The sequence below is a fragment of the Gallaecimonas mangrovi genome (genome assembly GCF_003367375.1).
Classification (GTDB): Bacteria; Pseudomonadota; Gammaproteobacteria; order Enterobacterales; family Gallaecimonadaceae; genus Gallaecimonas; species Gallaecimonas mangrovi.
This window is the reverse complement of the sequence record NZ_CP031416.1, coordinates 884,400-909,375: the sequence shown is the minus strand read 5'-3', so window position 1 is coordinate 909,375 and position 24,976 is coordinate 884,400. Positions and strand designations below refer to the sequence as shown.

Annotated in this window: 22 protein-coding genes and 1 tRNA gene; 11 read left to right on the top strand and 12 right to left on the bottom strand. The window is 53.8% G+C overall.

The genetic code is table 11. The annotated features are described in order from the left end of the window. Positions 1-5 precede the first annotated feature (5 nt). Positions 6-1,541, top strand: coding sequence for an alkaline phosphatase (locus DW350_RS04270; RefSeq protein WP_115717683.1), 1,536 nt, complete (start codon positions 6-8; stop codon positions 1,539-1,541). Here the strand turns inward: DW350_RS04270 and DW350_RS04265 are convergent. After that, positions 1,503-2,168 carry a tRNA/rRNA methyltransferase gene (locus DW350_RS04265; protein WP_115717682.1) on the bottom strand — a complete coding sequence of 222 codons (666 nt, stop codon included), beginning with the start codon at positions 2,166-2,168 and terminating at the stop codon, positions 1,503-1,505. The genes DW350_RS04270 and DW350_RS04265 overlap by 39 nt on opposite strands. Before the next feature lie 86 nt (positions 2,169-2,254). Between DW350_RS04265 and DW350_RS04260 the strand changes: the two genes are divergently transcribed. Then, the gene (locus DW350_RS04260; protein WP_115717681.1) at positions 2,255-2,518 is read left to right on the top strand and encodes a late competence development ComFB family protein; all 264 of its coding nucleotides are present in this window, start codon (positions 2,255-2,257) and stop codon (positions 2,516-2,518) included. Here the strand turns inward: DW350_RS04260 and DW350_RS04255 are convergent. Continuing rightward, a complete protein-coding gene (locus DW350_RS04255) occupies positions 2,512-3,225 on the bottom strand; it encodes a substrate-binding periplasmic protein (protein ID WP_192954801.1) in 714 nt (237 codons plus the stop codon). The genes DW350_RS04260 and DW350_RS04255 overlap by 7 nt on opposite strands. A gap of 257 nt (positions 3,226-3,482) precedes the next feature. Beyond that, positions 3,483-3,567, bottom strand: a tRNA-Leu gene (locus DW350_RS04250). A gap of 99 nt (positions 3,568-3,666) precedes the next feature. On the opposite strand from DW350_RS04250, the gene DW350_RS04245 reads away from it, so the two are divergent. Beyond that, positions 3,667-4,128 (top strand): RDD family protein, encoded by a 462-nt coding sequence (locus DW350_RS04245; RefSeq protein WP_115717679.1) that lies wholly within the window; start codon positions 3,667-3,669, stop codon positions 4,126-4,128. On the opposite strand, the gene lplA is transcribed toward DW350_RS04245, so the two are convergent. From lplA to lptF, 3 genes are read right to left on the bottom strand one after another with little or no spacing between them, the layout of a single operon-like run. Then, entirely contained in the window at positions 4,108-5,130 is a 1,023-nt protein-coding gene (gene lplA, locus DW350_RS04240) for a lipoate--protein ligase (RefSeq protein ID WP_115717678.1), read from the bottom strand. The genes DW350_RS04245 and lplA overlap by 21 nt on opposite strands. A 45-nt stretch (positions 5,131-5,175) precedes the next feature. Then, on the bottom strand, positions 5,176-6,237 hold the full coding sequence (gene lptG / locus DW350_RS04235; RefSeq protein ID WP_115717677.1) for an LPS export ABC transporter permease LptG: 1,062 nt from the start codon (positions 6,235-6,237) through the stop codon (positions 5,176-5,178). Next, positions 6,234-7,325 (bottom strand): LPS export ABC transporter permease LptF, encoded by a 1,092-nt coding sequence (gene lptF, locus DW350_RS04230; RefSeq protein WP_115717676.1) that lies wholly within the window; start codon positions 7,323-7,325, stop codon positions 6,234-6,236. The genes lptG and lptF overlap by 4 nt, the downstream gene beginning before the upstream one ends. 231 nt (positions 7,326-7,556) lie before the next feature. Between lptF and pepA the strand changes: the two genes are divergently transcribed. From pepA to DW350_RS04210, 4 genes are all read left to right on the top strand, one after another. After that, complete coding sequence (pepA, locus tag DW350_RS04225) at positions 7,557-9,065, top strand: leucyl aminopeptidase (RefSeq protein WP_115717675.1); 1,509 nt, start codon at positions 7,557-7,559, stop codon at positions 9,063-9,065. Positions 9,066-9,124: 59 nt separating this feature from the next. Continuing rightward, on the top strand, positions 9,125-9,568 hold the full coding sequence (locus DW350_RS04220; RefSeq protein ID WP_115717674.1) for a DNA polymerase III subunit chi: 444 nt from the start codon (positions 9,125-9,127) through the stop codon (positions 9,566-9,568). Positions 9,569-9,582: 14 nt separating this feature from the next. Then, the gene (locus tag DW350_RS04215; RefSeq protein WP_115717673.1) at positions 9,583-12,432 is read left to right on the top strand and encodes a valine--tRNA ligase; all 2,850 of its coding nucleotides are present in this window, start codon (positions 9,583-9,585) and stop codon (positions 12,430-12,432) included. Positions 12,433-12,525: 93 nt separating this feature from the next. Beyond that, complete coding sequence (locus tag DW350_RS04210) at positions 12,526-14,463, top strand: bifunctional diguanylate cyclase/phosphodiesterase (RefSeq protein ID WP_152032935.1); 1,938 nt, start codon at positions 12,526-12,528, stop codon at positions 14,461-14,463. Between the two features lie 24 nt (positions 14,464-14,487). Here DW350_RS04210 and DW350_RS04205 read toward each other — a convergent pair whose 3' ends face one another. Then, entirely contained in the window at positions 14,488-14,805 is a 318-nt protein-coding gene (locus tag DW350_RS04205; RefSeq protein ID WP_115720561.1) for a DMT family transporter, read from the bottom strand. A gap of 79 nt (positions 14,806-14,884) precedes the next feature. On the opposite strand from DW350_RS04205, the gene DW350_RS19595 reads away from it, so the two are divergent. The 3 genes from DW350_RS19595 to DW350_RS04190 all read left to right on the top strand — a co-directional run bounded on the left by DW350_RS19595 (position 14,885) and on the right by DW350_RS04190 (position 18,754). Further along, entirely contained in the window at positions 14,885-15,253 is a 369-nt protein-coding gene (locus DW350_RS19595) for a MarR family winged helix-turn-helix transcriptional regulator (RefSeq protein ID WP_226911389.1), read from the top strand. Between the two features lie 234 nt (positions 15,254-15,487). After that, the gene (locus DW350_RS04195) at positions 15,488-17,398 is read left to right on the top strand and encodes a methyl-accepting chemotaxis protein (RefSeq protein ID WP_115717671.1); all 1,911 of its coding nucleotides are present in this window, start codon (positions 15,488-15,490) and stop codon (positions 17,396-17,398) included. A gap of 177 nt (positions 17,399-17,575) precedes the next feature. After that, positions 17,576-18,754: an MFS transporter gene (locus tag DW350_RS04190; protein ID WP_115717670.1), complete on the top strand. Its 1,179-nt coding sequence runs from the start codon at positions 17,576-17,578 to the stop codon at positions 18,752-18,754. Positions 18,755-18,805: 51 nt separating this feature from the next. Here the strand turns inward: DW350_RS04190 and DW350_RS04185 are convergent, their stop codons facing one another. From DW350_RS04185 to DW350_RS04170, 4 genes are all read right to left on the bottom strand, one after another. After that, positions 18,806-19,360, bottom strand: a complete 555-nt coding sequence (locus DW350_RS04185) for a hypothetical protein (protein WP_115717669.1) — start codon at positions 19,358-19,360, stop codon at positions 18,806-18,808. 205 nt (positions 19,361-19,565) lie between these two features. Continuing rightward, positions 19,566-19,949 (bottom strand): ribonuclease E inhibitor RraB, encoded by a 384-nt coding sequence (gene rraB, locus DW350_RS04180; RefSeq protein WP_115717668.1) that lies wholly within the window; start codon positions 19,947-19,949, stop codon positions 19,566-19,568. 48 nt (positions 19,950-19,997) lie between these two features. After that, on the bottom strand, positions 19,998-20,753 hold the full coding sequence (locus DW350_RS04175; RefSeq protein ID WP_115717667.1) for a 1-acylglycerol-3-phosphate O-acyltransferase: 756 nt from the start codon (positions 20,751-20,753) through the stop codon (positions 19,998-20,000). 77 nt (positions 20,754-20,830) lie between these two features. Next, on the bottom strand, positions 20,831-21,853 hold the full coding sequence (locus DW350_RS04170; protein WP_115717666.1) for a glycosyltransferase family 9 protein: 1,023 nt from the start codon (positions 21,851-21,853) through the stop codon (positions 20,831-20,833). An 81-nt stretch (positions 21,854-21,934) separates the two neighbouring features. On the opposite strand from DW350_RS04170, the gene DW350_RS04165 reads away from it, so the two are divergent. Then, positions 21,935-22,651, top strand: coding sequence for a 3-deoxy-D-manno-octulosonic acid kinase (locus tag DW350_RS04165; protein ID WP_115717665.1), 717 nt, complete (start codon positions 21,935-21,937; stop codon positions 22,649-22,651). Positions 22,652-22,676: 25 nt separating this feature from the next. On the opposite strand, the gene parC is transcribed toward DW350_RS04165, so the two are convergent. Next, entirely contained in the window at positions 22,677-24,959 is a 2,283-nt protein-coding gene (gene parC, locus DW350_RS04160) for a DNA topoisomerase IV subunit A (protein WP_115717664.1), read from the bottom strand. Positions 24,960-24,976: the final 17 nt, after the last annotated feature.

The following is a 24,976-nucleotide window of genomic DNA, read 5'->3' as shown; positions in this document are numbered from 1 at the left end:
AAAAGATGCGTTATTTCATTGCGCTAACGCTGGCATTATTAAGCGCGCCCTTGCTGGCTAAAGAGCCTCGCAACATCATCATTATGATTGGTGATGGCATGGGCCCGGCCTATACCTCTGCCTACCGTTATTTTGCCGATGACCCCACCACACCGGCCATTGAAAAAACCGTGTTTGACGAAATGCTAACCGGCATGGTCAGTACCTACCCGGATGACCCCGACACCATAGTGACCGACACCGCCGCCGCGGCTACCGCCATTGCTACCGGCCACAAAACCTATAACGGTGGCATTGCAGTCGACCGCCAAAAAGTGGCGTTATCTTCCGTCATGGATGTTGCGAAACGCTTAGGAAAAAGCACCGGCATTGCCGTTACCTCATCCATTAACGATGCCGTGCCCGCCGCCTTTTTAGTGCATAACGAAAGCCGCTCAAACTATAACGCCATTGCCGATGCCTACTTTGACGACCGCATCGATGGCAACTTTCGCGCCGATGTGATGTTTGGTGGTGGCGCGCAATATTTCAAACGTCCAGACCGGGATTTAGAAAAAGAATTTCAAGCGGCGGGTTATCAGTTTGTCAGTGACGCCGCGGGCCTTGCCGCACTGACCAAAGGGCCAGCTTTGGGCCTTTTCGCCGATACCGGCCTGCCAAGCGCCATTGACGACACCCAAGGCCCAAGGCTGGCAGCCATGACGGCCAAAGCAGTGCAGCTTTTGGACCAAAATCCAAAAGGCTTTGTACTGCTGGTGGATGGCAGCCAAATAGACTGGGCTGGCCATGGCAACGACATTGTGACTGCAATGCACGAGGTTGCTGATTTCGCTAAAGCGGTCAGTTGGGCAAAATCCTATGCCGATGGCCGTGATGATACCTTGGTGGTGGTTACCGCCGATCACTCCACCGGCGGTTTATCGTTAGGGGCAGCCGGTAAATACCAATGGCGGGCCGACTTCTTACGCAAAATCCCCCACTCCCCCAACTTTATTGCCAGCCAACTGGCGCAAGCCTCTAAACCGGCTACCGCCTTGCCCAGCTTGTTGGGTTTTACACCGTCAAAAGACGAAACCGACACCCTAATGAGTGCCTTGAGTGACAGCCAGCAAGCACTGGTGGCTGCCATTAAAAACCTGATTGATAAGCGCAGCCTGACCGCTTGGTCCACACCTGGTAACACTGCCATTGATGTGCCCATTTTTGCCGAGGGGGTTGATAAGGACCACTTCGCGGGCTTTATGGACAACACTGAAATTGCGAAACGTCTTTTTGCCCTGCTGCAACCTGGTGAGCAGCCAAAGATACCGCCAGCGCCGGTAAAGCCAGCCGCCAAAACCCCACCGCCACCGGTCACAGAGCAGCCGCTAAAAGCCAGCCCCGCTGAAAAACCGGCGGCCAAGTCTGAACCGGTAAAAACGCCAGCCGCCAATGACGCCACACCGAAAGTGGCGCCATTAACCCCGACACAGTCGGCAGCGCCTAGCACCGATAAAGGCGATTCAAAGCAACTTCTTGAGGATAAAAAGCAGCAGCTTTAAATCCCGCTCGCCAGCTTGGTTGAGGCTTTCCATCGCCCACTGAGCTGGCACTTCTTCTGCGCCAATAGCCGCTTTATCCAATAATGCTGACAGCTGCGCCCGCGCGGTGGTCATTAAACCTTGTGTGGGCGTGTCAGCCGTTTGTTCCTGTTCAAACTGCTGCAAGCTATAGGCATAAAGCATTACCGCCTGGCCGAGGTTTAATGATGGCTGGCTTTGGGCAAGAGGCAGGTAGGAGCGCAGCTGGCACAGCGCCAATTCATCATTCGCCAAACCTGACTCTTCGCAGCCAAACACAACGGCCAGGCGTTTAATCGCACCTTGTTGCCGTTTGGCCTGCGCCAGCAACTGTGTGGGGGTGAGGTACTGATGTTTACCGCTACGCATCCGGGCGGTGGTGCCTACGGCCAGTTCGCAGTCATTAAGGGCTGACGCTAAATCGGGAAAAGCCTGGATGTTTTCCAGCACATCTTGTGCACCATGGGCCACCCACTGCGCCTTTGGGGCTAAGTGCGCCTCTGATCCTACAACCCGTAAGTCGGTAAAACCCATGGTTTTAATGGCTCGGGTGGCTGCACCGATATTCTCAGGCCGCGCCGGCCTTACCAACACAAAACAAATTTCCATGCACCCTCCGCGTAAAGCGACAAAGCTTAATGATTAAGGGCGCACTACACTAGAACAAATGGTCCGCCGCCACCAAGGTGAAAATCATGCAGCTCAGTGACGATATCCATAATCTGGTCGAAAAACTGCTGATAGCAGAGCTAACCGAACACAAACCCAATATCAGCGACGCAATGCTGCCCGACCTTTGCTGTTTGGTGCTCAATAAGGTGCCGCCGCGCTATGTACGGCATGATGTCGATACGGCGTTCTATACACCCGACCCCGAGTGGGGGCAGTTAGAAAAGAAAATCCGCGCGGCCATTAAAGAATCCGAGGCCTTTCTTAACAGCAAAAAGCTGCGTTATTGATCTTTAAGGCGCAGCGCTTCAAGGCCTTTATTCAGCACGTCTCGCCAGTGCTTGCCTTCGGCATTGCGGTGAAAATTAATATAAAGCGCCTTTTTTTCAATGACTTTAGGGCTGGCAATCAAGCGGTCCAAAAAGGGGCGCAGCGGTGTGTCATGGTCCATCCAATACTGCATCACTTTTAAATCAATAAGCACACCATCGACTCGGCCATAGGCCAATTTAAGCAGGTTCTGGCGGTCAGCATCGGCCTCGTCTACCGGTTGCAGCCCAGCCTTAACGGCACGGTCAAAATCGGCGGTGTTGACGTAGTCGCGTACCACCCCAATGCGGTATTGCTGGAGATCGGCAAGGGTTTGCCAATGAATGGGTTTTTCTTTGCGATAAGCCAGCCCCAAGGGGCCATAACCCACTTCTTGCGAAGTATAAAAATGTAAGCTGCGCTCACTGTCCTGGTAAGCCGGGCCGTAAGCCACAAAACCGGCGTCTTGGTCCACCAACAACAGCGCCCTCTGCCAGGGAAGAAAGGTCACTTCCAGCTTTTGACCTTGGGTGGCCAATGCGGCGCGCACACGTTGTATAACAGTGCCTTGTCCCGGTAAGGCGCTACCGGCGTAAGGTGGCCATTCCAAGGTGGCCATGTGCATCACCTCAGCGCGAACAGCGGGTGCCGACAACAACAGACTGAAACACAACATCCATTTGAGCATACACGCCCCCCAAGTAAGAACCTTTATCATACCGCAAAGTTAATTAAATGTTATTGAATTCAATGCGGTAATGAAGGCCCCTTATCTATCTATTGGCGGTGCCATCATTCAGCGCTCGCCACTACCGGCAAAAGGCCAGCAATAAAAATAGAAAGGCCGCAACGCCTTCTAGCAGTAGCAGATGGGATTTTAGAAAGACAAAAAGCAAAAAACCTCGCAAAAGCGAGGTTTTAGGGATGACGGTGTCATCAAGAATTTGGTGCCTAGGGCCGGACTCGAACCGGCACGGTTTTACCCGGCTGATTTTGAATCAGCTGCGTCTACCAATTTCGCCACCCAGGCAGGTGCAGGGCATTATACGCATTTCGACTTGCCTTGCAAGTCTTTGTGAATTGGTGAAATTTGCTACAATTCTAAGCGCTTAGCTCATGGATCTCACTGATGAATTCTTCGCCAGTCCGCGCCTCTTTTTGGCGGCGCCTTGCCGCGCTTATTTATGATTATTTATTGGCCGTGGCCATATTCTGTTTGGCGCACTTCGTCGGTTTTGCAGTCTTGGTACTGATTAACCATTTTATGCCATCCCTCACCGCCGGTTACCCTGACCTTGCCAGTTACATTAGCGACCAGCCGCTGTATAGCCTCTATTTATGTGCGGCAGTGCTGAGCTTTTTTTTGTGGTTTTGGCTTAATGGTGGGCAAACCCTTGGCATGAAGGCATGGCATGTGAAAGTGCAAAGCCAGGATGGCAAGCGCCTGTTACTAAAGCAGGCGCTATTAAAAGCCCTATTTGGACTTTTTGGGCTCGGTACCTTGTTGGCTTTAGGAACCAGCCGCCTTGGCCTTCAAGACAGGCTCAGCGGCACCGAGGTGATTTACCTATCAAGCCAGCGCCGCTGTTAGCCACTGATGCATATCGCCAACGGCGGCAAGCAGTTCAGGCTCGCCGCTGGCAAGCTTGTCCAAGCTGTTGGTAACGGCTTGGTGCTGATAAGCCACACCGGCTAATTGTTCGGCCCAGGCTAACCATGGGTCTGGGTTGAGTGCATCGGTAAAAAGCCGCGCTTCGCTAATGCGGCCTTTTTCTACCTTCAACTGCAGGTCGATACCGCCCCAGGCAAAGCGTTCAGACAATTCATGATCAAAGGCCATAGCCTGGCCAAAATTCCAGTCCCAGCTGCTTTGCAGCGCAAAACGTTCGGCAAAGCCAGGCAGTTCTGGCGGGTTTTCCGGGGAGATCCACTCGGCTTCAACCTGCTGACCAAAGTAATCAAAAAAGGCGGCGCTTAACGCCTGACAAAGGCGCTGATGGTCAAGATTTGGTAGCCATTCCACCAAATTGGCCACCCGCGATCGCACCGAGGCGATGCCTTTAGCCTGCAATTTTTTAGGGTCGGGGGTCAGGTAATTACCCAGCCGGTCCAGCTCGGCATTAATCAGTAAAGTGCCGTGGTGAAAGCCCCGTTGCACGGTTTCTTTATAGGCAGAGCCGGATATTTTGCGAGGGCCGTCTTTGAAGTCGAGCAACAGATCGTTACGGCCAGAGGTGTAAGCAGGAATATCAAGCTTATGCAGGGCGTCTAGAACGATGCGCGTGGACACGTCACGGTTATAACCCGGTTTGCCGGCCATAAAGGTAAAGCAGCTATTACCCAGATCATGAAATACGGCACCGCCGCCACTTTGCCGCCGGGCAAGCTTAATACCGTCTTGCTCCATGCGGCGGGTATTACATTCCTTCCAAGGGTTCTGGCCACGGCCAATCACTACGGTTTCGGCGTTTTGCCACAAGAACAGAACTTTTTGGGCCGGGTCCATATGCCGAAAAATGGTGTCTTCAACTGCCAGGTTAAACCAAGGATCGTGGGAAGCGGAGAGTAATAAACGAAGCGGAGTGTTATGCATAACAAGGCCCTTGCGTTAAGCAAAAAGACGCCCGCAGGCGCCTTTTTAAGCAGGTTTTCGCAGTAAGTAAACCGAGAAACCGATAAAGATAAGCGCCGGTAACGTTGCCCCGGCCAAGGGCGGTACATGATAAACCAAGCTCAAGGGCCCAAAAATCTCACTGACCAGGAAGAAGCCAAAGCCGGCGATGATCCCCAGCAGTATCCGTGCGCCCATGGTCACCGACCGCAATGGCCCAAACACAAAGGAACAGGCCAGCAGCAGCATCACCGCCAGGTTAACCGGGGCCATTAATTTGCGCCAAAAAGCCAGTTGGTAGCGCGAACCGTCCTGTTTATTGGCCTTAAGGTACTCCACATACTTACTTAAGCCGCGCAGCGACAAGGCTTCCGGTTTAACCGTTACCACCCCGAGTTTATCGGGGGTCAGGTCAGATTTGAGCAGCATGCTCGGTTTACTGTCCACCCGGGTACTATTGGCTTCAAGCCAGGTTTCCTTCACCTGCTCAAGCTCCCAAGCATTTTGCTTCCAAAAAGCATGGTCGGCATGCAGTAGTCGTTTTAGCTGCAAACCATCGAACTGATAAATGGTGATATTGCCCAGTTCATTGGCTTCAAGTAATTGCTGGATGTGCACAAACTTGTCGCCGTCACGGGCCCAAAGCCCGCTTGAATCCGACAGCAAGGTGCCGCCAGACATGGCCTGGGTACGCATATCGCGGGCATAACGCTCGGCCCCTGGCGCCACAAATTCACTTAATGCCACCACCATTACCATCAGCAAAAAGACGGTTTTCATGGTGGAAATAATGATGTTGAACTTGGACATGCCTGAGGCTTGCATCACCGTCAGCTCGGAGTTGCTGGCCATCATGCCAAGGCCAATCAAGCCGCCAAGCAGCACCCCCATCGGGAAGAAGATCTCTAAATCCCGTGGCACCGAAAACAATACATAAATACCAGCGTCAGCAATATCGTAGGTGCCCTTACCCACATACTTAAGCTGGTCAACAAACTTAATCAGGCCAGACAGCCCAACCAGCACCGCCAAACACAGCATGGTGGTGGCGAAGATAATACGGCCGATGTAGAGGTCGATAATTTTCATCGCGCTCTCCTTAACCAGCCACGGATTTTAGTCCCCAGGGTGCGCCCCCGAATGATAAGGCCAATGCCAATAAAGAGCGCGGCGGCATGGATCCACCAAAGCCCCAGACTAATGGGAATTTTGCCATCTTGTAGCGCCCGGTTACCTGCCAGCAGTAGCAACAAATACCCTAAAAAGAGCCCAAGAGCGGGCAACAGCTTGGCAAATTTACCTTGGCGAGGGCCGGTTTTGGCCATCGGCACCGCAATCAGCGCCAGTAACATCACCGCAATAGGTAATGCCATCCGCCATTGCAGCTCTGCCCGGGCATCCACTGAGTTATCACCGAGTAAATCGGTAAGCGGTAACGCCGCCAGCTTGCGCCGGCGTTTTTGCACGCTTTGCTCACCAATTTGCATTCTGTAGTCACCAAAGTGGATCTCTTGCAGGGCCGCCTGGCCCGCTTCACCCTGGTAGCGATAGCCTTGGTTCAGTTCCAGGGTGTCATTGCCCTGCTCATTTTGAGAAACAGCGCCACCTTTGGCCATTAACACCGACGGTGGTTCACCCGCACCGGGCAATTGCGCGACAAAAACCTTGTCTAGCTGGCCATCGTCAATGTTTTCGATAAAAACCACGGCCTTATTGTTGGCGGTGAGTTGGAAACGGCCTTCTTGCAAGGTAGCTAAGCCGCTGCTGGACTGGGCTTTTTCGAGTAATTGGTATTGCTGTTCCATTGCCCAGGGCGCCATCCACAAGGTGATGTTGCCAGCAATAAAGGCAAACAGCAGCGCCACCACCAGAGTTACCCGCGCCACATACCATTCGGAGATGCCGCAGGCATGCAATACCGGCATTTCATGTTCGGAGTACATGCGGCTATGGGCCAGCAAAATGCCAATAAAAACAGAAAGAGGCATGACCATAACCAGCAATGCCGGGAGATGCAGGCCGATGATCTGGGCCACCATGGTGCCGGGAATATCCCCGTCTGCGGCATCTGAAAGCACGGAAACAAACTCCCGGCTAACAAAAATGGCCATCAGCACCAGGGTCACTGCAATAGTGGACTTGAATGCTTCAGCGAAGAGGTAACGGAAAACTATCAAGAGAATGCCCTGTTTTCGCGAATATTTGCAGTTTTACTAAAATCCGACCAAATCTCCGACCTAAGACTTGTTTTTACAAGTTTAAGTAGCTTTAATCGACCTATCAGGCTTTCTGACAAGTTCTGGCGGATAAAATTTCAGGTGTATCAGGGCTTATTGGCCCCATCAAATCAATTGCCTGCATTATCCATGAATCCGCCACACTTGTCTTTACGACTCACAGGAGTGTGCATGGAATTTAGCGTAAAAAGTGGTAGTCCGGAAAAACAGCGCAGCGCCTGCATCGTGGTTGGTGTCTACGAACCCCGCCGCCTTTCCCCCGTTGCCGAACAACTTGACCGGATAAGTGATGGCTATATTTCCAACTTGCTGCGCCGGGGTGACCTGGAAGGCAAAGTAGGCCAAACCCTGTTGCTGCATCATGTTCCAGGCGTCCTTTCCGAACGGGTGCTATTGATCGGTTGTGGTAAGGAAAGGGAACTGGATGAACGCCAGTACCGCCAAATTGTCCAAAAAACCATCTCAACCCTTAACGATACCGGCTCAATGGAAGCCGTTTGCTTTTTAACCGAGCTACACGTTAAGGGCCGCGATACCTATTGGAAAGTGCGCCAAGCGGTTGAAGCCACCGAAAATGGCCTTTACAGCTTTACGCAGCTTAAATCCAAAAAAGAAGAACCGCGCCGGCCACTGCGCAAATTAACCTTTAACGTACCGACCCGCCGCGAATTGTCTTTGGGCGAAAAAGCCATTCGTCATGGTCTTGGCGTCACTAAAGGTATGACCCTTTGCCGTAACGTTGCCAATATGCCGCCCAACATCTGTAACCCGGCGTATTTGGCTGAGTCTGCCAAAACCCTGGCCAAAGATTACGACAAACTGTCGATTGAAGTGGTTGGCGAAGCGCAAATGGAAGAAATTGGCATGCATTCCTACCTGGCGGTAGGCCGCGGCAGTGTCAACGAATCCATGATGACCATCATCCGTTACAACGGCTCACCAGACAAAGACGCCAAGCCTGTGGTGCTGGTAGGTAAAGGCCTGACCTTTGACGCCGGTGGTATTTCATTGAAACCGTCCGAAGGCATGGACGAAATGAAATACGACATGGGCGGCGCCGCGGGCGTGCTGGGTACCATGGCCTCACTGGCTGAGCTTGACCTGCCGCTGAACGTTATTGGCGTGCTGGCCGGCTGTGAAAACATGCCTGACGCCGCCGCTTATCGCCCTGGCGACATTCTCACCACCTTGTCTGGCCAAACCGTGGAAGTGCTCAATACTGATGCCGAAGGCCGCTTGGTATTGTGCGACGTGCTGACCTACGTTGAACGCTTTGACCCTGAGTGCGTTATCGACACCGCCACCCTAACCGGTGCCTGCGTGATTGCCCTGGGTAAAGTGGCGTCGGGTTTACTGTCTACCCACAACCCGCTGGCCCATGAGCTAACCAACGCTGCCGACCAGTCTGGTGACAAAGCCTGGCGCCTGCCGCTGTTTGATGAGTACCAAGAACAGCTGGAAAGCCCCTTTGCCGACATGGCCAACATTGGTGGCCGTCCGGCCGGTGCCATTACCGCTGGCGCTTTTTTGAGCCGCTTTACCAAAAAATATAACTGGGCACATATCGACATCGCCGGTACGGCCTGGGTATCAGGTAAAAACAAAGGCTCTACCGGTCGCCCGGTACCGCTATTGACGCAGTTCCTCTTGAACCGCGCCGGTGAAAAGCCCGAAGATTAAGGGCCACACCCACAGAATCAAGGGCAGTGTAAACTGCCCTTTTCCTTTTTGGAGTCCTCATGGCTGACGTTACTTTCTGTTCGTTACCCGACGATGATCTGCTGACCTTCGCCGCTGAATTAGCCGCACGCTGTTATGGCCAGCGCCAAGGGGTACTCATTACCTGCCAGGATAAAGCCCAAGCTGAGGCGCTGGACGAAGCACTGTGGGTACGGGAACCGGCGTCGTTTATTCCCCACAACCTGGCAGACGAAGGCCCTAAAAGCGGTTCACCGGTTGCCATTTACTGGCCAGAGGCGCCCGCGCCCAGAGGTAGGCCGGTATTGATTAATCTCCATGAAGCCATCCCCCATGTTGCGGTACAATGTGCGCAAATTTTTGAGGCCGTGCCAAACAGCGAGGCTCTCAAGGTAGCGGCGCGGGCCCGGTTCCGCCACTACCAGCAACAGAGCGCAGCTCCTAAACATATGACGCTCGCGGACTTTTTGGCGCAAACCCACTGAGACACAGCAAAACCATGGATAAGACTTACAATCCTTCCGCCATCGAAGAGGCGCTCTACCAGGCTTGGGAAGAAAAAGGCTACTTCAAGCCTAACGGCAGTACTGATGTTGATAGCTACTGCATCATGATCCCGCCGCCCAATGTCACCGGCAGCCTGCACATGGGCCATGCTTTCCAGCAAACCATCATGGACGCCATGACCCGCTACCAGCGCATGCAGGGTAAAAACACCCTGTGGCAAGTGGGTAGCGACCATGCCGGTATTGCTACCCAAATGGTGGTAGAGCGCAAACTGGCCGCTGAGGGCCAGCCCGATCGCCATGCTCTTGGCCGTGACAAGTTCATCGACAAGATCTGGGAGTGGAAGGAAGAGTCTGGTGGCACCATTACCCGGCAAATGCGCCGCTTGGGTAATTCCGTGGACTGGGAGCGCGAACGCTTCACCATGGACAAAGGCCTGTCTAACGCCGTGCTGGAAGTGTTTGTTCGCCTTTACGAAGACGACCTTATCTATCGCGGCAAGCGCCTGGTGAACTGGGACCCAAAACTGCACACCGCCATTTCCGATTTGGAAGTGGAAAACAAAGAGCAAAAGGGCCACATGTGGCACCTGCGCTACCCGCTGGCTGACGGCGCTAAAACCGCCGAAGGCAAAGACTATTTAGTGGTTGCCACCACCCGCCCTGAAACCGTACTGGGCGACACCGGTGTTGCCGTTAACCCCGAAGACCCTCGCTACAAAGACCTTATTGGCAAGTTTATTGAGCTGCCACTGGTTGGCCGCCGCATTCCTGTGGTGGGCGATGAACACGCCGACATGGAAAAAGGCACCGGCTGCGTGAAAATCACCCCGGCCCATGACTTTAACGACTACGAAGTCGGTAAGCGCCACAGCCTGCCGATGGTTAACATTCTGACCCTCGATGCCCATATCCGCAGTGAAGCCGAATGCGTTCACACCGACGGCACTGCCAACACCGACATGGACGCCTCCATTCCGGCCGAATTCCAGGGTTTAGAGCGCTTTGCTGCCCGTAAGGCCATTGTCGCCAAATTTGATGCGTTGGGCCTTTTGGAAAAAGTCGACGACCACAACCTGTCGGTGCCCTATGGCGACCGTGGCGGCGTGGTTATCGAACCCATGCTTACCGACCAATGGTATGTACGGGTTGCACCTTTGGCTAAACCGGCCATTGAAGCAGTGGAAGACGGCCGCATTCAGTTTGTGCCCAAACAATACGAAAACATGTATTTCGCCTGGATGCGTGACATCCAAGACTGGTGCATTAGCCGCCAGCTGTGGTGGGGCCACCGTATTCCGGCCTGGTACGACGAAGCAGGCAAGGTCTATGTTGGCCGTGATGAAGACGAAGTGCGCGCCAAGCACAACCTGGCAAGCGACGTTGTGCTTAAGCAAGACAACGACGTACTCGACACCTGGTTTAGCTCCGCCCTTTGGACCTTCTCTACCCTGGGCTGGCCGGAAAAGCTGGACGATTTAAAAGTCTTCCACCCCACCGATGTACTGGTCACCGGTTTTGACATCATCTTCTTCTGGGTGGCACGCATGATCATGATGACCATGCATTTCATCAAGAATGAAGACGGCACCCCGCAAGTGCCCTTTAAAACCGTGTATGTCACCGGCCTTATTCGCGACGACGAAGGCCAGAAGATGTCGAAATCCAAGGGCAACGTTATCGACCCTCTGGATATGATTGACGGCATCAGCCTGCCAGAGCTTCTGAACAAGCGCACCGGCAATATGATGCAGCCGCAACTGGCGGAAAAAATTGCCAAACGTACCGAAAAACAATTCCCCGACGGCATTGTTGCCCACGGTACCGATGCGCTGCGCTTTACCCTGACCGCCCTGGCCTCTACCGGCCGCGACATCAACTGGGACATGCGCCGCCTAGAAGGGTACCGCAACTTCTGTAATAAGCTGTGGAACGCCAGCCGCTTTGTGCTGATGAACACCGAAGACAAAGATTGCGGTTTTAACGGCGGCGAGATGGAGCTGAGCCTGGCTGACCGCTGGATCCTTGGCCAGTTCGAAGAAACCGTCAAAGCCGTGCGCCAGTCCATGGACAGCTACCGCTTCGACCAAGTGGCCAACCACCTTTACGAGTTCACCTGGAACCAGTTCTGTGACTGGTATTTGGAACTGACCAAACCGGTACTCTTTAAAGGCTCAGAAGCCCAGCAGCGCGGCACTCGCCACACCCTGGTCGTGGTGCTTGAAGCGCTGCTGCGCCTGATGCACCCCATCACGCCTTATATCACCGAAACCATTTGGCAACGGGTCAAGGTACTGGCTGGCATCAAAGCCGACACCATTATGCTCGAGCCCTACCCCGAGTACAGCAGCGACAAAGTTGATGCCACCGCCATGGCTGACCTTGAGTGGGTGAAGCAGTTTATCGTGGCCATTCGCAACATCCGCGCCGAAATGGACATTGCCCCAAGCAAGCTTTTGGAAGTGTTGTTGGTAAATGTTTCAGACACCGACCAGCGCCGTTTGGAAGAAAATTTAAGCTTCTTGACCAATATGGCCAAGCTTGAATCCATTACCGTTGCCGCAGGCGAATTGCCCCCCACGGTTACGCAACTGGTGGGCGCCATGGAAGTACGTATTCCCATGGCAGGCCTTATTGATAAAGAGGCTGAACTAGCCCGCCTTGGCAAGCAGTTAGAAAAAGTGGCCCAGGAACGTGGCCGCGTTGCCGGCAAGCTAGGCAACCAAGGCTTTGTAGCCAAAGCGCCGGAAGCGGTAATTGCCAAAGAACGGGAAAAGCTTAAAGAACTTGAGCTAACGGAAGAAAAGCTCAAGGCGCAATACGCCAGTATTGAAGCGCTCTAAGCAAATAAAGGCCCGGCCAATGTGACCGGGCCTTTTTATTAGGGAAGATATGTGGCTACATTATTGTAACCACTTTACAACAAGAGATTAGCCGTGGCCGACACGGAGACCTTGCTCGAACACCTTCCCTGCCCTATGGCCTGGCTTGAGCCCAATGGTCAATTGCTGGGTTGTAACCCGGCTTTTACCGATCTGGTCACCGACGCTAAGCGTTTTTTTGGTAGCGGTATTGGTAGCCATTGGCTGGAAAAGTGCCAAAGCAGCCATTTTTGGCGTGAGGCGTTGCCCGGTAAAGGTTTGGTGCGGGTGTATGTCAGCCACCTTCCTGACAGCACTGCAGTGCTGTTTTACATGCAGCCGGCGGTAGATCTGCACGGCTCGGTACTGGATTTGTTAGCCCACCCCATTTTTATTCAGTGCCCCGACGGTAGCCTCTTGGCCAGCAACAACAGCTTTGCCGCTTTTATGGACTCGGAGCGGGCTAATCTTGTCGGCCTGACTCCCAGCCAGCTATTTGAACAGCAATGGCACCAACAACTGGACCAAGGCCGTGAACAGTTACTTAGCACCGGCCAACTCGAACCGTTAAAGGTTAGCGATCCGCAAGGCAAATTATGGTGGGTACAAAAGCGGCTGGTGCTGCAGCAAGAACAGCCCTTGGCCATTATTAGCGAGATGTGGGACATCACCCGCCAATTGCAAATGGAAGCCGAACTCAGTGGCGGCCAGCAACCCAAGCTCACCGACCAATTATCCCGCGAAGAATTTCTGGCGCAGCTTGATGACCAAATCCATGTTGCCAACCGCATTAAAATGATGCTGGGGCTGATGCTGCTGGATCTGAAAAACTTTCAGCAAATCAACGACGACTTCGGCCATCAAATCGGCAATGCCCTGTTAAAAGCGGTGGCGCAGCGCATCCGCCAAACCCTGCGTGAAACCGATATTTTGGCCCGCCAGGAAGGCGACCGTTTTGCCATTATGGCCGTGCACTTAAGTAGCTCTGAAGCCATGGCGCAGGTGCACCACAAACTGGCACTGGCCTTTGAAACCCCCTTTGAGCTGGATGGTAAACCGGTGCCCTTGAGCTTTCGTGCTGGCGTGGCTATCTACCCAGACGATGCCCAAAACAGCGACGCGCTTTTTAATAATGCCGAACTCACCCTGCACCAGTTAAAAAAAGATGGCGGCGACGTGCGCTTTTACGACGAACGCATCGACGCCATGGTCAGGCTAACCCGCGAATTGGGTAAGGATTTGCGCGGCGCTGCCGAACGCGGCGAGTTTTTCCTGCGCTACCAGCCCATTGTCAGCGCCTATGGCAACAAATTATTGGGGGTAGAAACCTTAGTACGCTGGCAACACCCCGGCCACGGCACCCTGGTACCACAAGAGTTTGTTTATATTGCCGAACACGTAGGGTTAATTAGTGAGCTGGGCGAGCATGTGCTGAATTTGCTGATAACTGACCTGCACCGCTGGCTTGATTACGGCATTTATAACTTGTGCCTTACCGTTAATATTTCACCGCAGCAATTAAAAAGCCCCGCCCTTTTCAAGCAAACCCAATTGTTGCTGCAGCAACTGGGGGGCACAGACCAATTCAGCCTGGAGCTTGAACTCAACGAAGCCGCTATTCATAACGACGGCCAGCGTTACGCCCAGCAATTACATGAGTTAAAAAAACTGGGGGTACGCCTTTCTATTGATGAATTTGGCTCTATTAATGGCGCTTTGAATAACCTGACCAAGCTGCCCATCGACACCATCAAAATTGACCGCCACTTTATTGCCAAGCTGGGCCACGAATCCGATGCCGAAACCCTGGTCAAGGCCATTATTCGCCTGGGTAAAGACCTAGGTATTCGCACCAGTGCCGTGGGCGTGGAAGAGTTAGATCAGCTTAATTTCTTGCGTAATGAAAGGTGCGACCAGGTGCAAGGTTTTGCGGTATCAGAACCCATGAGTAGCGACGACTTTATTACCTGGTATCACAACTTCAACTTGGTGCGCGGCGGCATTCAACCCTAAAAAAGGCGCCGTCATGGCGCCTTTTTATGAAACACATTTAAGCCCCACCAGCGACACCACCAGTAAGGTTAGAAAAGCCAGCCTGGCCAGATTGGTTGGGTCGTTAAAAAAGCAGATCCCCACCAGCGCCGTACCAAAGGCACCGATACCGGTCCAAATGGCATAGGCGGTACCTACCGGAATGTGCCCCATAGCCTTGGTTAAACAATAAAAGCTCGCCGCCCCCAACAGCACCATCGCCAGGGTCGGCCATAACCTTGAAAAGCCGTCAGTGAGTTTAAGGGCGCTGGCAAAGCCAATTTCCAGCAACCCCGCGACCAGCAAATAACTCCAAGCTCCCATAGCGCCCTCCCATTTACCTTTCCAGAAAGACAGTTTTGCGATAATATCTTCCCGGAAAGATAAAAACAAGGACAGCACCATGGCACGTACCCGCGCCGCCTTAAGCGAGCTTAAAGAAAACTGGCATGCCCATTGGCCACAAGCCTGCAATGAGGCTGGCGAACTGGTGGCCGCCCTTTATCGTTTGCAGGAACACTTTGCCGAGCAAGACGGCGTTGTTTTTCAAAAATTTGCGCTGCAACCGGCCGAATTTGAGGTGTTGGCAACACTACGTTCGGTAGGGGGAGAGCACTGCCTCAGCCCTACCGAGCTTTACCGGCTGATGCTGGTAAGCTCTGGCGGCATGACCAAAATCTTAAATCGTATGGCCAATAAAGGGCTGATTAGCCGCCCGCCAACCCGAAGACGGCCGCTCAAAAAAGGTACAACTCACGACCAAAGGGCTTAACACCGTTGAAGCCTGCAACCAGCAATTGCTGGCACAAGAAAGTCAAAGTACGGCGCTGTTGGGGCCAATTTCTCAACCCTCAACCAGATGCTGCAGGCTGGGTAAGCCAGCTAGAGAAACCTTAGCTGTAATCAAAACGTCACCTAAGTGTCATCTGCAAAGCAGATGCGGCCGTCAAAATAGGCCTCCAAAACACCACTGACCCCGTTGGCAGTGCATTGGAGTCCCGTTTTTATGACAACCATGCGCGAAATGTTTTCTGCGCCGTTGGCGCGACTAGGGCGCCTTGTTCCCAAACTGTCGATAACGCAAAAAGTCATGCTGGGGTTCCTGCTGTTAGTGCTGTGCCTGCTCGTCAGCAGCTTGGTCACCCTCTTTTCTGGCCAACAGGTGCGCACGCAAACCACGGCAATGACCACCAAAGCAACGCCGCTGGTGCTGGCGACCAGCCAACTGTCGGTCATTTTATTAAACGCCGATCGCCAGTTAAGGGCGGTGCCGGGTAGTCAAGACCCGCACCTTGCCATTACTACCCTCAACAACTTTGCCGACTTAAAAGCGAACTTCCACCAGGCTTTGGATAAACTCAAAAGCCTGGCCAAAGATTCCCCTGATATTTTGAGCCTACTGGAGCCTTTGGCCACCATGGACCAGGACTACTTCGACGTAGGCCAGCAGCTGGGGCAAAAACAGCAGCAACTATTGGCCACACAAGCGGCCATCAAACAAAGCCGCAGCGACTGGAGTGAGGCGTTACATCAATCAGCCAGTGGCCATGAAGTGGCATTGCAACAAACCATGGACGATGTTCTTGCCAGCAGTGACAGCTTTGCACTGAATAAATACCAAGCGGCTTTAACGCCGCTGTTGCAAGGCGCATCGACAGCGCTAAGCGCAACCGCCCAAAAGCTGATGGCTGAAAAAGCGCAGCTTCTTACCTTACAAGAAGATGTAACCAACCTCGCCGACCAAACCAGCAGCACCATTGATTACGCCACCGCGGTAATGGGCACCGTTGACCAAACCGCCCACGACCGGGTAGATAGCGGCGCCAACACCGTGAACAGCGCGCTGAACTTAAGTTTTTACCTGACGCTACTGACCCTGGCCATCTCCCTGCTGCTGGCCGCTGTGGTGTCATGGAGCATCTATCGCTCCATCAAAAGGCCACTGGCTGAGCTGCTATCAGTGCAGCATGACGCTGCCCAAGGCAACATCAGCCGGGAAGTGGTCTATCAAAGCCACAATGAATTTGGCTTGTTATCGTCCAGCACCAACCAACTGCTGGCGCATCTGCGCCAGCTTATCGGCCAGCTCCATGATGGCTCTCGCCAACTAAGCGAGGTGTCAGAGCTTAACCGTGAGCAATCGCAGGCAACACGCCAGGCCTTAGAATGCCAGCGCCAACAAACCCTGCAAGTCACTACCGCCATGACCGAAATGGAAAAAGCCGTGCAGGAAGTGGCGCAATCTAGCGCCGAAACCCTTAGCCGGGTAATGGACATGGACGCGGCGGTATCCAGAGGCCGCACTCAGGTCGATGGCAGCATGCAGGCAAGCCACCAGTTGGCAACGCGTCTTGACAATACCAGCCAAGCGATACAGCAAGTGGAGAACTACTCGCAGCAAATCGGTAGCGTGCTCGATGTTATTCAAGGGGTTGCCGAACAAACCAACTTACTGGCACTTAACGCGGCCATTGAAGCCGCAAGAGCGGGCGACCATGGCCGTGGTTTTGCAGTGGTGGCAAGCGAAGTACGGCACCTGGCCCAGCAAACATCGGCGTCTGCCAAAACCATTCACGGCATGATTGAAAACCTGCAAAAAAGCACCGCTCAGGCCGTGCAGCTGATGCAAGACAGCCAACAACAAATGCAGCAAGGTTTAGAGCAAAACCAACTCGCCGCCACCGCTATGGATGACATCAGCAAGCTTATCCAGGATGTCAGCGGCAACAGCGAACAAATTGCCACCGCCGCCGCCCAGCAACAGGCAACCGCTGAAGACATTGCCAACAACCTTAATCAGATAGCCGATATCACCGAACAAAATCACCAAGGCGTTGCCGCCTTTACCGACTCAAGCCAGCGCATTGAAGCCTTATTGCAGGCACAGGACGCTCTGGTCAGCCAATTCCAGCGCTAATGCCGTTTTTGCCAATAAGTGCTTTTATTGCGTATAACAAAAACAGTGTTTTTTTACCGGTAAAACAATAGCGCATTTTATAAACTTATTATTAAAATCATTTAGTTAGCTTATTCACTTAACCATTAACTCTCTGCTAGGGTGACTGTCCTTTTTGCCGTACAGGGAGTTACATCTATGGCCAGTTCCCACCCCAAAGCGAAACATGAAAGCCTGGCGGAACTCGCCTTGGCCATCGGTGGCTTGGCCATTGGTACCGGTGAATTCGCAGCCATGAGCCTACTGCCAGAAATGGCCCATGGCACCCACGTCGACATCCCCACCGCCGGTCACTTCATCAGCAGTTATGCCTTAGGCGTGGTGGTAGGTGCCCCGCTGTTTGCCATTCTTGGCACCCGGGTACCTCGGCGTTTAATGCTGCTGATTCTGATGGTGCTATTTGCCGCCGGTAACTTTTTAAGTGTCGCGGTGAGCAGTTACTGGCCATTGATGGTGGCGCGTTTTATCTCTGGCTTGCCACATGGCGCTTATTTTGGTGTTGCCGCATTAGTGGCGGCCGCCTTGGTAGACCATGACAAAAGGGCCACGGCGGTGGGCCGGGTAATGCTGGGGCTCAGTGTTGCCAACGTTATCGGGGTGCCACTGGCAACCTGGATGGGCCAAGCCCTTGGCTGGCGCTCACTGTTTATTAGCGTTGGCGGCTTGGCGATTTTGACGGTAATTCTGGTGCGAAGCTTCGTGCCCAAGGTACCAACCGACGAAGATGCCAGCATCAAGAACGAGCTAACCGCTTTTACTAACCTGCAACTGTGGTTAACGCTGCTGGCCGCCGCCATTGGTTTTGGTGGCATGTTTGCGGTTTACAGCTACATATCACCGCTACTAACCCATGTCACCGGCGTCAGTGAAGCCGCTATCCCCTGGATCTTAACCGTCTTTGGCATCGGTAATATTGCCGGCACCGTGATTGGGGGCAAGGCGGCCGACAAGGCCATTCGCACCACCATTTTGGTGTCTTTCCTGGTCAGTGGCACCGCCGCCGGGCTCTTTGTGTTTGGTGCCCACGCGCTATGGAGCGCCTTAGTGCTGCTGTTCTTTGTTGGCTGCACCCAGGCATTGGCCCCGTCCATCCAAACCCACTTGATGGACATTGGCAAAAAAGCCCAAACCCTGGCCGCAGCGCTTAACCAGTCGGCCTTTAACGTGGCTAACGCTAACGGCGCCTGGTTAGGTGGTTTGGCGATTTCTGCAAACTTGGGCTGGACATCCCCTGGCTGGGTCGGCGCCCTGCTGGCCTTTGGCGGCTTTGTGGTCATGGGCTTGAGCTTTCTACTGGAAAAACGCCGAGCGAACTAGCAATGGGTCGCCGGTAAAAAGGCCAGCGCCATTGCTCTGGCCTTTTCTTTTTTAGCGAGAGGCCTTGGCGATTTGGCCAACAATGTTTTTGGCAATCAAATCAACATCTTTTGGCTCGTCTTTTTCATCCCAGCTAAAGGCGGCAATTTCAAAATCCACCGCCGCATCCTTAAAGGCGCCGTACTTGGTGGTGTAATGGCTGCGGTGAATATCGGCCAGCTTCTTGCCCGCCTTTTCAATTAGCACCTGGTGGGAAACATCGGGTTTAACCAAAGAGTGGCCACCAAAGCTGTAATTGCGCTTGTAGGCGATATCAATCTTGATATCAGCCGCCTGGGTATCTGCAGCAGTGGCCAGTAAATTATCTTGCTTTAAATAACGCTTAAGCGCGGCGGTAAATTCCTGTTGCAGCTCAGCCTGGTTGGCAAAGGTGCTATCGCCTTTTATGGCGCCGCTACCAAGCTTTAGCCTTACCGCAACGGGGTCAAGGTGATAACGGGCCTGGTCGCCAGCAAAAGGTAATGGATACACGTAATAGGTATAAGGAGAGGAACTGGCGCAGCCCGCTAACAACAGCGCTCCATACAACACCCACCCAAGGCGCATAGCAAACTCCTAAACTTGGGCCCGTTTACCCCAAAACAAACAAAGCCTCGCCAGGCATGGCGAGAGGCTTTCAACGGCTTAACGCGAAAAGTGCAATAGCAATTAGAAGCGACAAGACGCCCCAGCAGGTTTAATGAAAGTGGTGAGACAGTAAGAGGCAGAGCGGCATAAAAAAACCGGCGAATGCCGGTTTTATCAAAGGTTTTTATTCTTCGTCATCCAAATCGTCTTCATCGTCTTCGTCGCCGAAGAAGGTGCCCCAGCCGTCGTAATCGACGCCAAAACGGTCGGCCAGTTTCATCAGGGTGTCGGTATCTTCGTTTAACTCGTCGATAACGAGCTGGCCTTCACGCACCGCGTCAAAGCAAAACAGAATGTTGCGGCCTTCACGCATTTCTTCAGCGTCGGAAACATCAAAGCCCAGCTTGAACACTTCAATGGCCAGCTTTTCGAGCTTATCGAAGTTGGCGCAGGCAAAGTGGTGCTCAACCACAAATTCTTCGCTGAGGTCGGCGCCGTCTTCGGTCAGGGCGTCGAGAATATCCTGGTTATCCTGGCGCTGGGCTTCCAGGCGGGCAGCAAGGGACATAACAATCTCCAATCACAAGTGGCGATAGCCTAGCATGAAACCGCGATTTTACTCGGCCTTTTGCTGCTTACCTTGCTGATTTTTGCCCTCAGCCTTTTGCTGGATAAGCAGGTTCATCTGCTCAAGATTGTCACTCATCAACTGGTGGCAACGTTCAGTTAGCTCGCGGGCGGCTTTGCGGTCAAGCCCTTGGGTTTCAATAGGGCGGAGGTAGCGAATAAGCACCTCGCCGTTGTTCCACTTATTAAGGCGAATATTATCCAGGCTTGAAACGCAAATCGGCACTATCGGCACACCGGCAGCAAGGGCGGTGTAAAAGGCGCCGCTTTTAAAGGGCAGTAAGCCGCGGCCATAGCTGCGGGTGCCTTCCGGGAACAGCCACACCGACAGGTTTTCATTACGAATACGTTTGGCGGTAAGGTCAATGGTCCCTTTTGCCCTGGCGGAATTTTTACGGTCAATCAGGATATTACCGCTTAGCCAGTAGATATGGCCGAAAAAGGGGATCCACACCAGGCTCTTTTTACCGACAGTGACAGTACCGGGGCGCACCGCTTTACAGGCGGTAAACAGATCCCAGGTGCTTTGGTGGTTACCGATGAAAACCGCATTGCCTTTTGGCAAGTGCTCCCAGCCTTCGATACGGATTTTAATGCCCATCAATGGCGCCATTCCGGCAAAAAGACGGGAGAAGCGGTAGACGTGGTTGGGATCAAAAGGTCGCAGCAGGCAAAATAGAAAGCCGAAAACACTCAGCATTAAAAAGAAAAGAGCCAACAGCAGCAGTCGAAGCAAAGCGAGCATGGCAACACCTGTTTATTTAGCGGCTCGCATTATAACCGTTCACCCGGCACATGCTAATCCGATGAGCGAACAGATGTTCACTTAAGTAACACCGGTTTGAGCTTACCTATAACTTCATCAACACCGATGCCAGCCATCAGGTGCTCGCCTTTGGCGCGAGTGCCCCAGGGCAGTTCCTGCCAGGGCTTCGCCGCCTGCGCCAGGATATTGGCATCATAGCGGTTCACCACCAGCGCCTGGTGGTTATAGGGGCCAGTGCGTCTGGGGTTGGAATGGGCATACAGGCCAACGGTGGGGGTAAATTGGCAAGACGCCATATGGGCAGGGCCAGTGTCAGGGGCCAGCACCGCCGTTGCCTTACCCAATACCGCCCACAGGGTTTTCAGGTCGGTTTTTCCGGTAATGTTGAGCACCGGGAACACCGCCGCCTCTTTTATGGCATCGGCCATCGCCATTTCGGCCTCGCCCGGGCCGCCGCAAAGCAGCACCCTTACGCCGTGCTGACTGGCCCAGTCAGCAACTGCCGCGTAGCGCTCAGGCAGCCAGGTACGTTGCGCTTTGGAGGCGCTGTGGCAAATAACAAGGGAGGCTTGCTCGCCAGGGATAACCTTCTCGGCCCATTCTGTGGCTTCAGGCGGCAGCGGCAGGCTCCAATCGGGCTTGGGCTCTTCTACCCCCAAGTGCCGGGCAAATTCCAAGAAGTTGTCCAGCACATGGTAACCCTCGGGAAGGGCGATGCTTTCCCTGGTGAACAGCCATTGCCCCTCGCCGGCGCGGGTGCGGTCAAAACCAATGCGCCGCTCGGCCTTAATACCTAAGCTCAGCACCGAGGAGCGCAGGGCAATTTGCATGTGTAAAAGCGCGTCAAAGCGGCGTTTTTTTAGGGCCTTCCATACTGCCCGCATGCCTTTTAAACCGGCTTTTTTGTCGAAAACAACCAGCTCAACCCCTTCGATACCGGCCATAAGCTGCGCTTCAATTTTGCCAAGCACCCAGGTGATCTTACAATCGGGCCAGCGCTTTTTGAGCACATTAACCAGCGCCAAGGCATGACAAACGTCGCCAATGGCAGACAGGCGCAGGATACAAATGGATTTCATGGAGTCTCCGACAAAGTGGCCTTCATTATGCAGGTGTAACTTGCTGATGTACAATGCACGCTTGTGTTTTTGAGAGCCCCTATGGACAGCCAACATCAACTCTGGAGCCGCCGTCATTTCTTGTTGCATGACAGGACTCTGCTGCCCCTTGTCGGCCCCGATGAATTTACCGCCAAATACTGGCAATTGCGGGATGCCGTAACCGGCTCATCCCACGGCCGTGGTACCACTTATTTTGTTAAACAAGATGCGCACCACTGGGTATTACGCCATTACCGCCGCGGTGGTTTAGTCGGCAAACTCATTAAAGACAGTTACTTATTTACCTGTATTGAACGCACCCGCCCGGTAGCCGAATACCGATTGCTGCATCGTATGCATCAGCAGGGCCTACCGGTACCCAGGCCAGTGGCGGCCCACGTTGAACGTTTAGGCATGCGTTACCGTGGCGACATTCTTATCGAACGTATTGAAGGGGCACGGGACCTGGTCGCCTGGCTGCGCCAGCAACCGCTAACCCCACCGCAATGGCAAGATGTTGGCGCCTTGGTAAAGCGCTTTCATGACGCAGGCGTCTACCACGCCGACTTAAACAGCCACAATATTCTGATGAATGGCGCCGGCCAGCTGTGGCTGATTGATTTTGACCGCGGCGCCTTTAAAGAAGCCGGGGTTTGGAAGGAAGACAACCTGGCAAGGTTGCTGCGCTCTTTCAATAAAGAAAAAGCCCGCGAAGCACATTTTCATTGGAACCAGGACCGCGACTGGCCGCTATTAATGGCCGGTTACGAGGCATAAAAAAGGCACCCGCTGGGTGCCTTTTTTACTCTTCTTCACTGGTGGCCGATGCGGCCCCCCTTTCAACCTCAACGCTGTCTACCCGCTGCAGGCCTCTGGGTAACTTGGCGCCGCGGCGGCCACGTTCGCCCAGGTAGTGCTCCAGATCGTCAGGTTTCAAGGTGAGCTTGCGGCGGCCAGCATACGCCACCAAGCTGTCGCCCGGCTTCAATACCGCTAACTGGCGCACCACTTCTTCACGGCTGGCAGCACGGGCCGAGGGTATGGAAATGATTTTATTGCCCTTCCCTTTGGCCAGCGCCGGTAAATCCGCCAGCGGGAATACCAGCATCCGCCCTTCATTGGTAATGGCCAACACCTTGGCATCGGTGGCATTTTTATCCAACGGCACCGGCGGCAGCAGCTTCGCGCCGGTTGGCAAGCTGACCAGCGCCTTACCGTTTTTCTGGCGGCTAACCATGTCGCTGAATTTACAGACAAAGCCGTAACCGGCGTCTGAGGCCATTAAGAATAAGTCGTCGTCTTCACCCAGCAGGACTTGGTCGAACGTCTCGCCCGCCACCAAATTAAAGCGGGTGGTAAGTGGTTCGCCCTGGGAGCGAGCCGACGGCAGGGCAAAAGCGTCACAGGCAAAGCTGCGGCCGGAACTGTCGATAAACACCACCGGCTGATTGCTTTTACCGCGGGCCGCGGCCTTGAAGCCGTCGCCCGATTTGTAACTTAAATTTTCAGGCTCAATGTCGTGGCCCTTGGCGGTGCGCGCCCAACCATTGGTAGACAGCACCACGGTAACCGCTTCGGTGGGCATCAACTCTTTTTCGCTCAGCGCTTTGGCCTCGCTGCGCACCACCAGTGGCGAGCGGCGGTCGTCGCCATAGGTTTTGGCGTCGGCTTCCAGCTCTTTTTTAATGAGATTTTTAAGGGCGCGGTCAGAACCCAGCAGGCGCTGCAGCTCGTCACGCTCTTTGGCGAGTTCATCTTGTTCGCCACGAATTTTCATTTCTTCGAGCTTGGCCAAATGGCGCAGTTTTAACTCGAGAATGGCTTCCGCTTGCTTGTCAGACAAACCAAAGCGCGCCATAAGGGCCGGTTTTGGCTGGTCTTCGCTGCGGATAATGTGAATGACTTCATCAATGTTCAGGAAGGCAATCAGCAAACCGGCCAGCACATGCAGCCGCGCTTCCACTTTATCCAACCGATATTGCAAACGGCGCGTAACCACTTGGGTGCGATATTGCAGCCATTCACCCAGCATCACATTGAGCGCTTTCACCTGCGGCCGGCCATCGAGGCCAATGACATTGAGGTTAACCCGGTAGCTTTTCTCAAGGTCGGTGGTGGCAAAAAGGTGCGCCATTAACGCGTCGATATCGACCCGGTTAGATTTTGGCACTATTACCAAACGCACCGGGTTTTCATGGTCTGATTCGTCGCGAAGATCAGACACCATCGGCAGTTTTTTGGCCTGCATCTGCGCGGCAATTTGCTCTAAAATTTTGCCACTACCGGTCTGGTGCGGCAGCGCCGTTACCACCACTTCGCCGTCGGCCACCTCATATTTGGCGCGCATTTTTACGCTGCCACGGCCGTTTTCGTAAAGCTTTTTAAGGTCGTCGGCCGGGGTGATGATTTCCGCTTCGGTGGGGTAATCAGGGCCGGGCACAAAGGCCATCAGTTCTTCAACGCTGGCCTTGGGGTGACTAAGTAAGTGCACGCAAGCCGCGGTGAGTTCGCGGGCGTTGTGGGGCGGAATATCGGTTGCCATGCCCACGGCAATACCGGTGGTACCGTTAATCAGTACATGGGGCAAACGCGCCGGCAATACTGCCGGTTCATTCATGGTGCCGTCGAAGTTTGGCACCCAATCGACGGTGCCCTGCCCCAGTTCAGACAGCAGCACTTCAGAAAACTTGGCCAGCCGCGACTCGGTATAACGCATGGCGGCAAAAGATTTAGGGTCGTCCGGCGCCCCCCAGTTACCCTGGCCGTCTACCAGTGGGTAACGATAGGAAAAGGGCTGGGCCATCAGCACCATGGCTTCATAACAGGCGCTATCACCGTGCGGGTGATATTTACCCAGCACGTCACCGACGGTACGGGCCGATTTTTTGTACTTGGCGGCCGCGCTTAGGCCCAGCTCGCTCATGGCGTAAACGATGCGGCGCTGCACCGGTTTGAGGCCGTCACCCAGGTGCGGCAAGGCGCGGTCCTGAATAACGTACATGGAGTAATTCAAATAGGCCGATTCGGTGAACCGGCGCAGGGGCATCTGTTCGATACCATCGAGGCTAGCTGCTATTTCGTCCATGGGCCTTATCTAAGTTT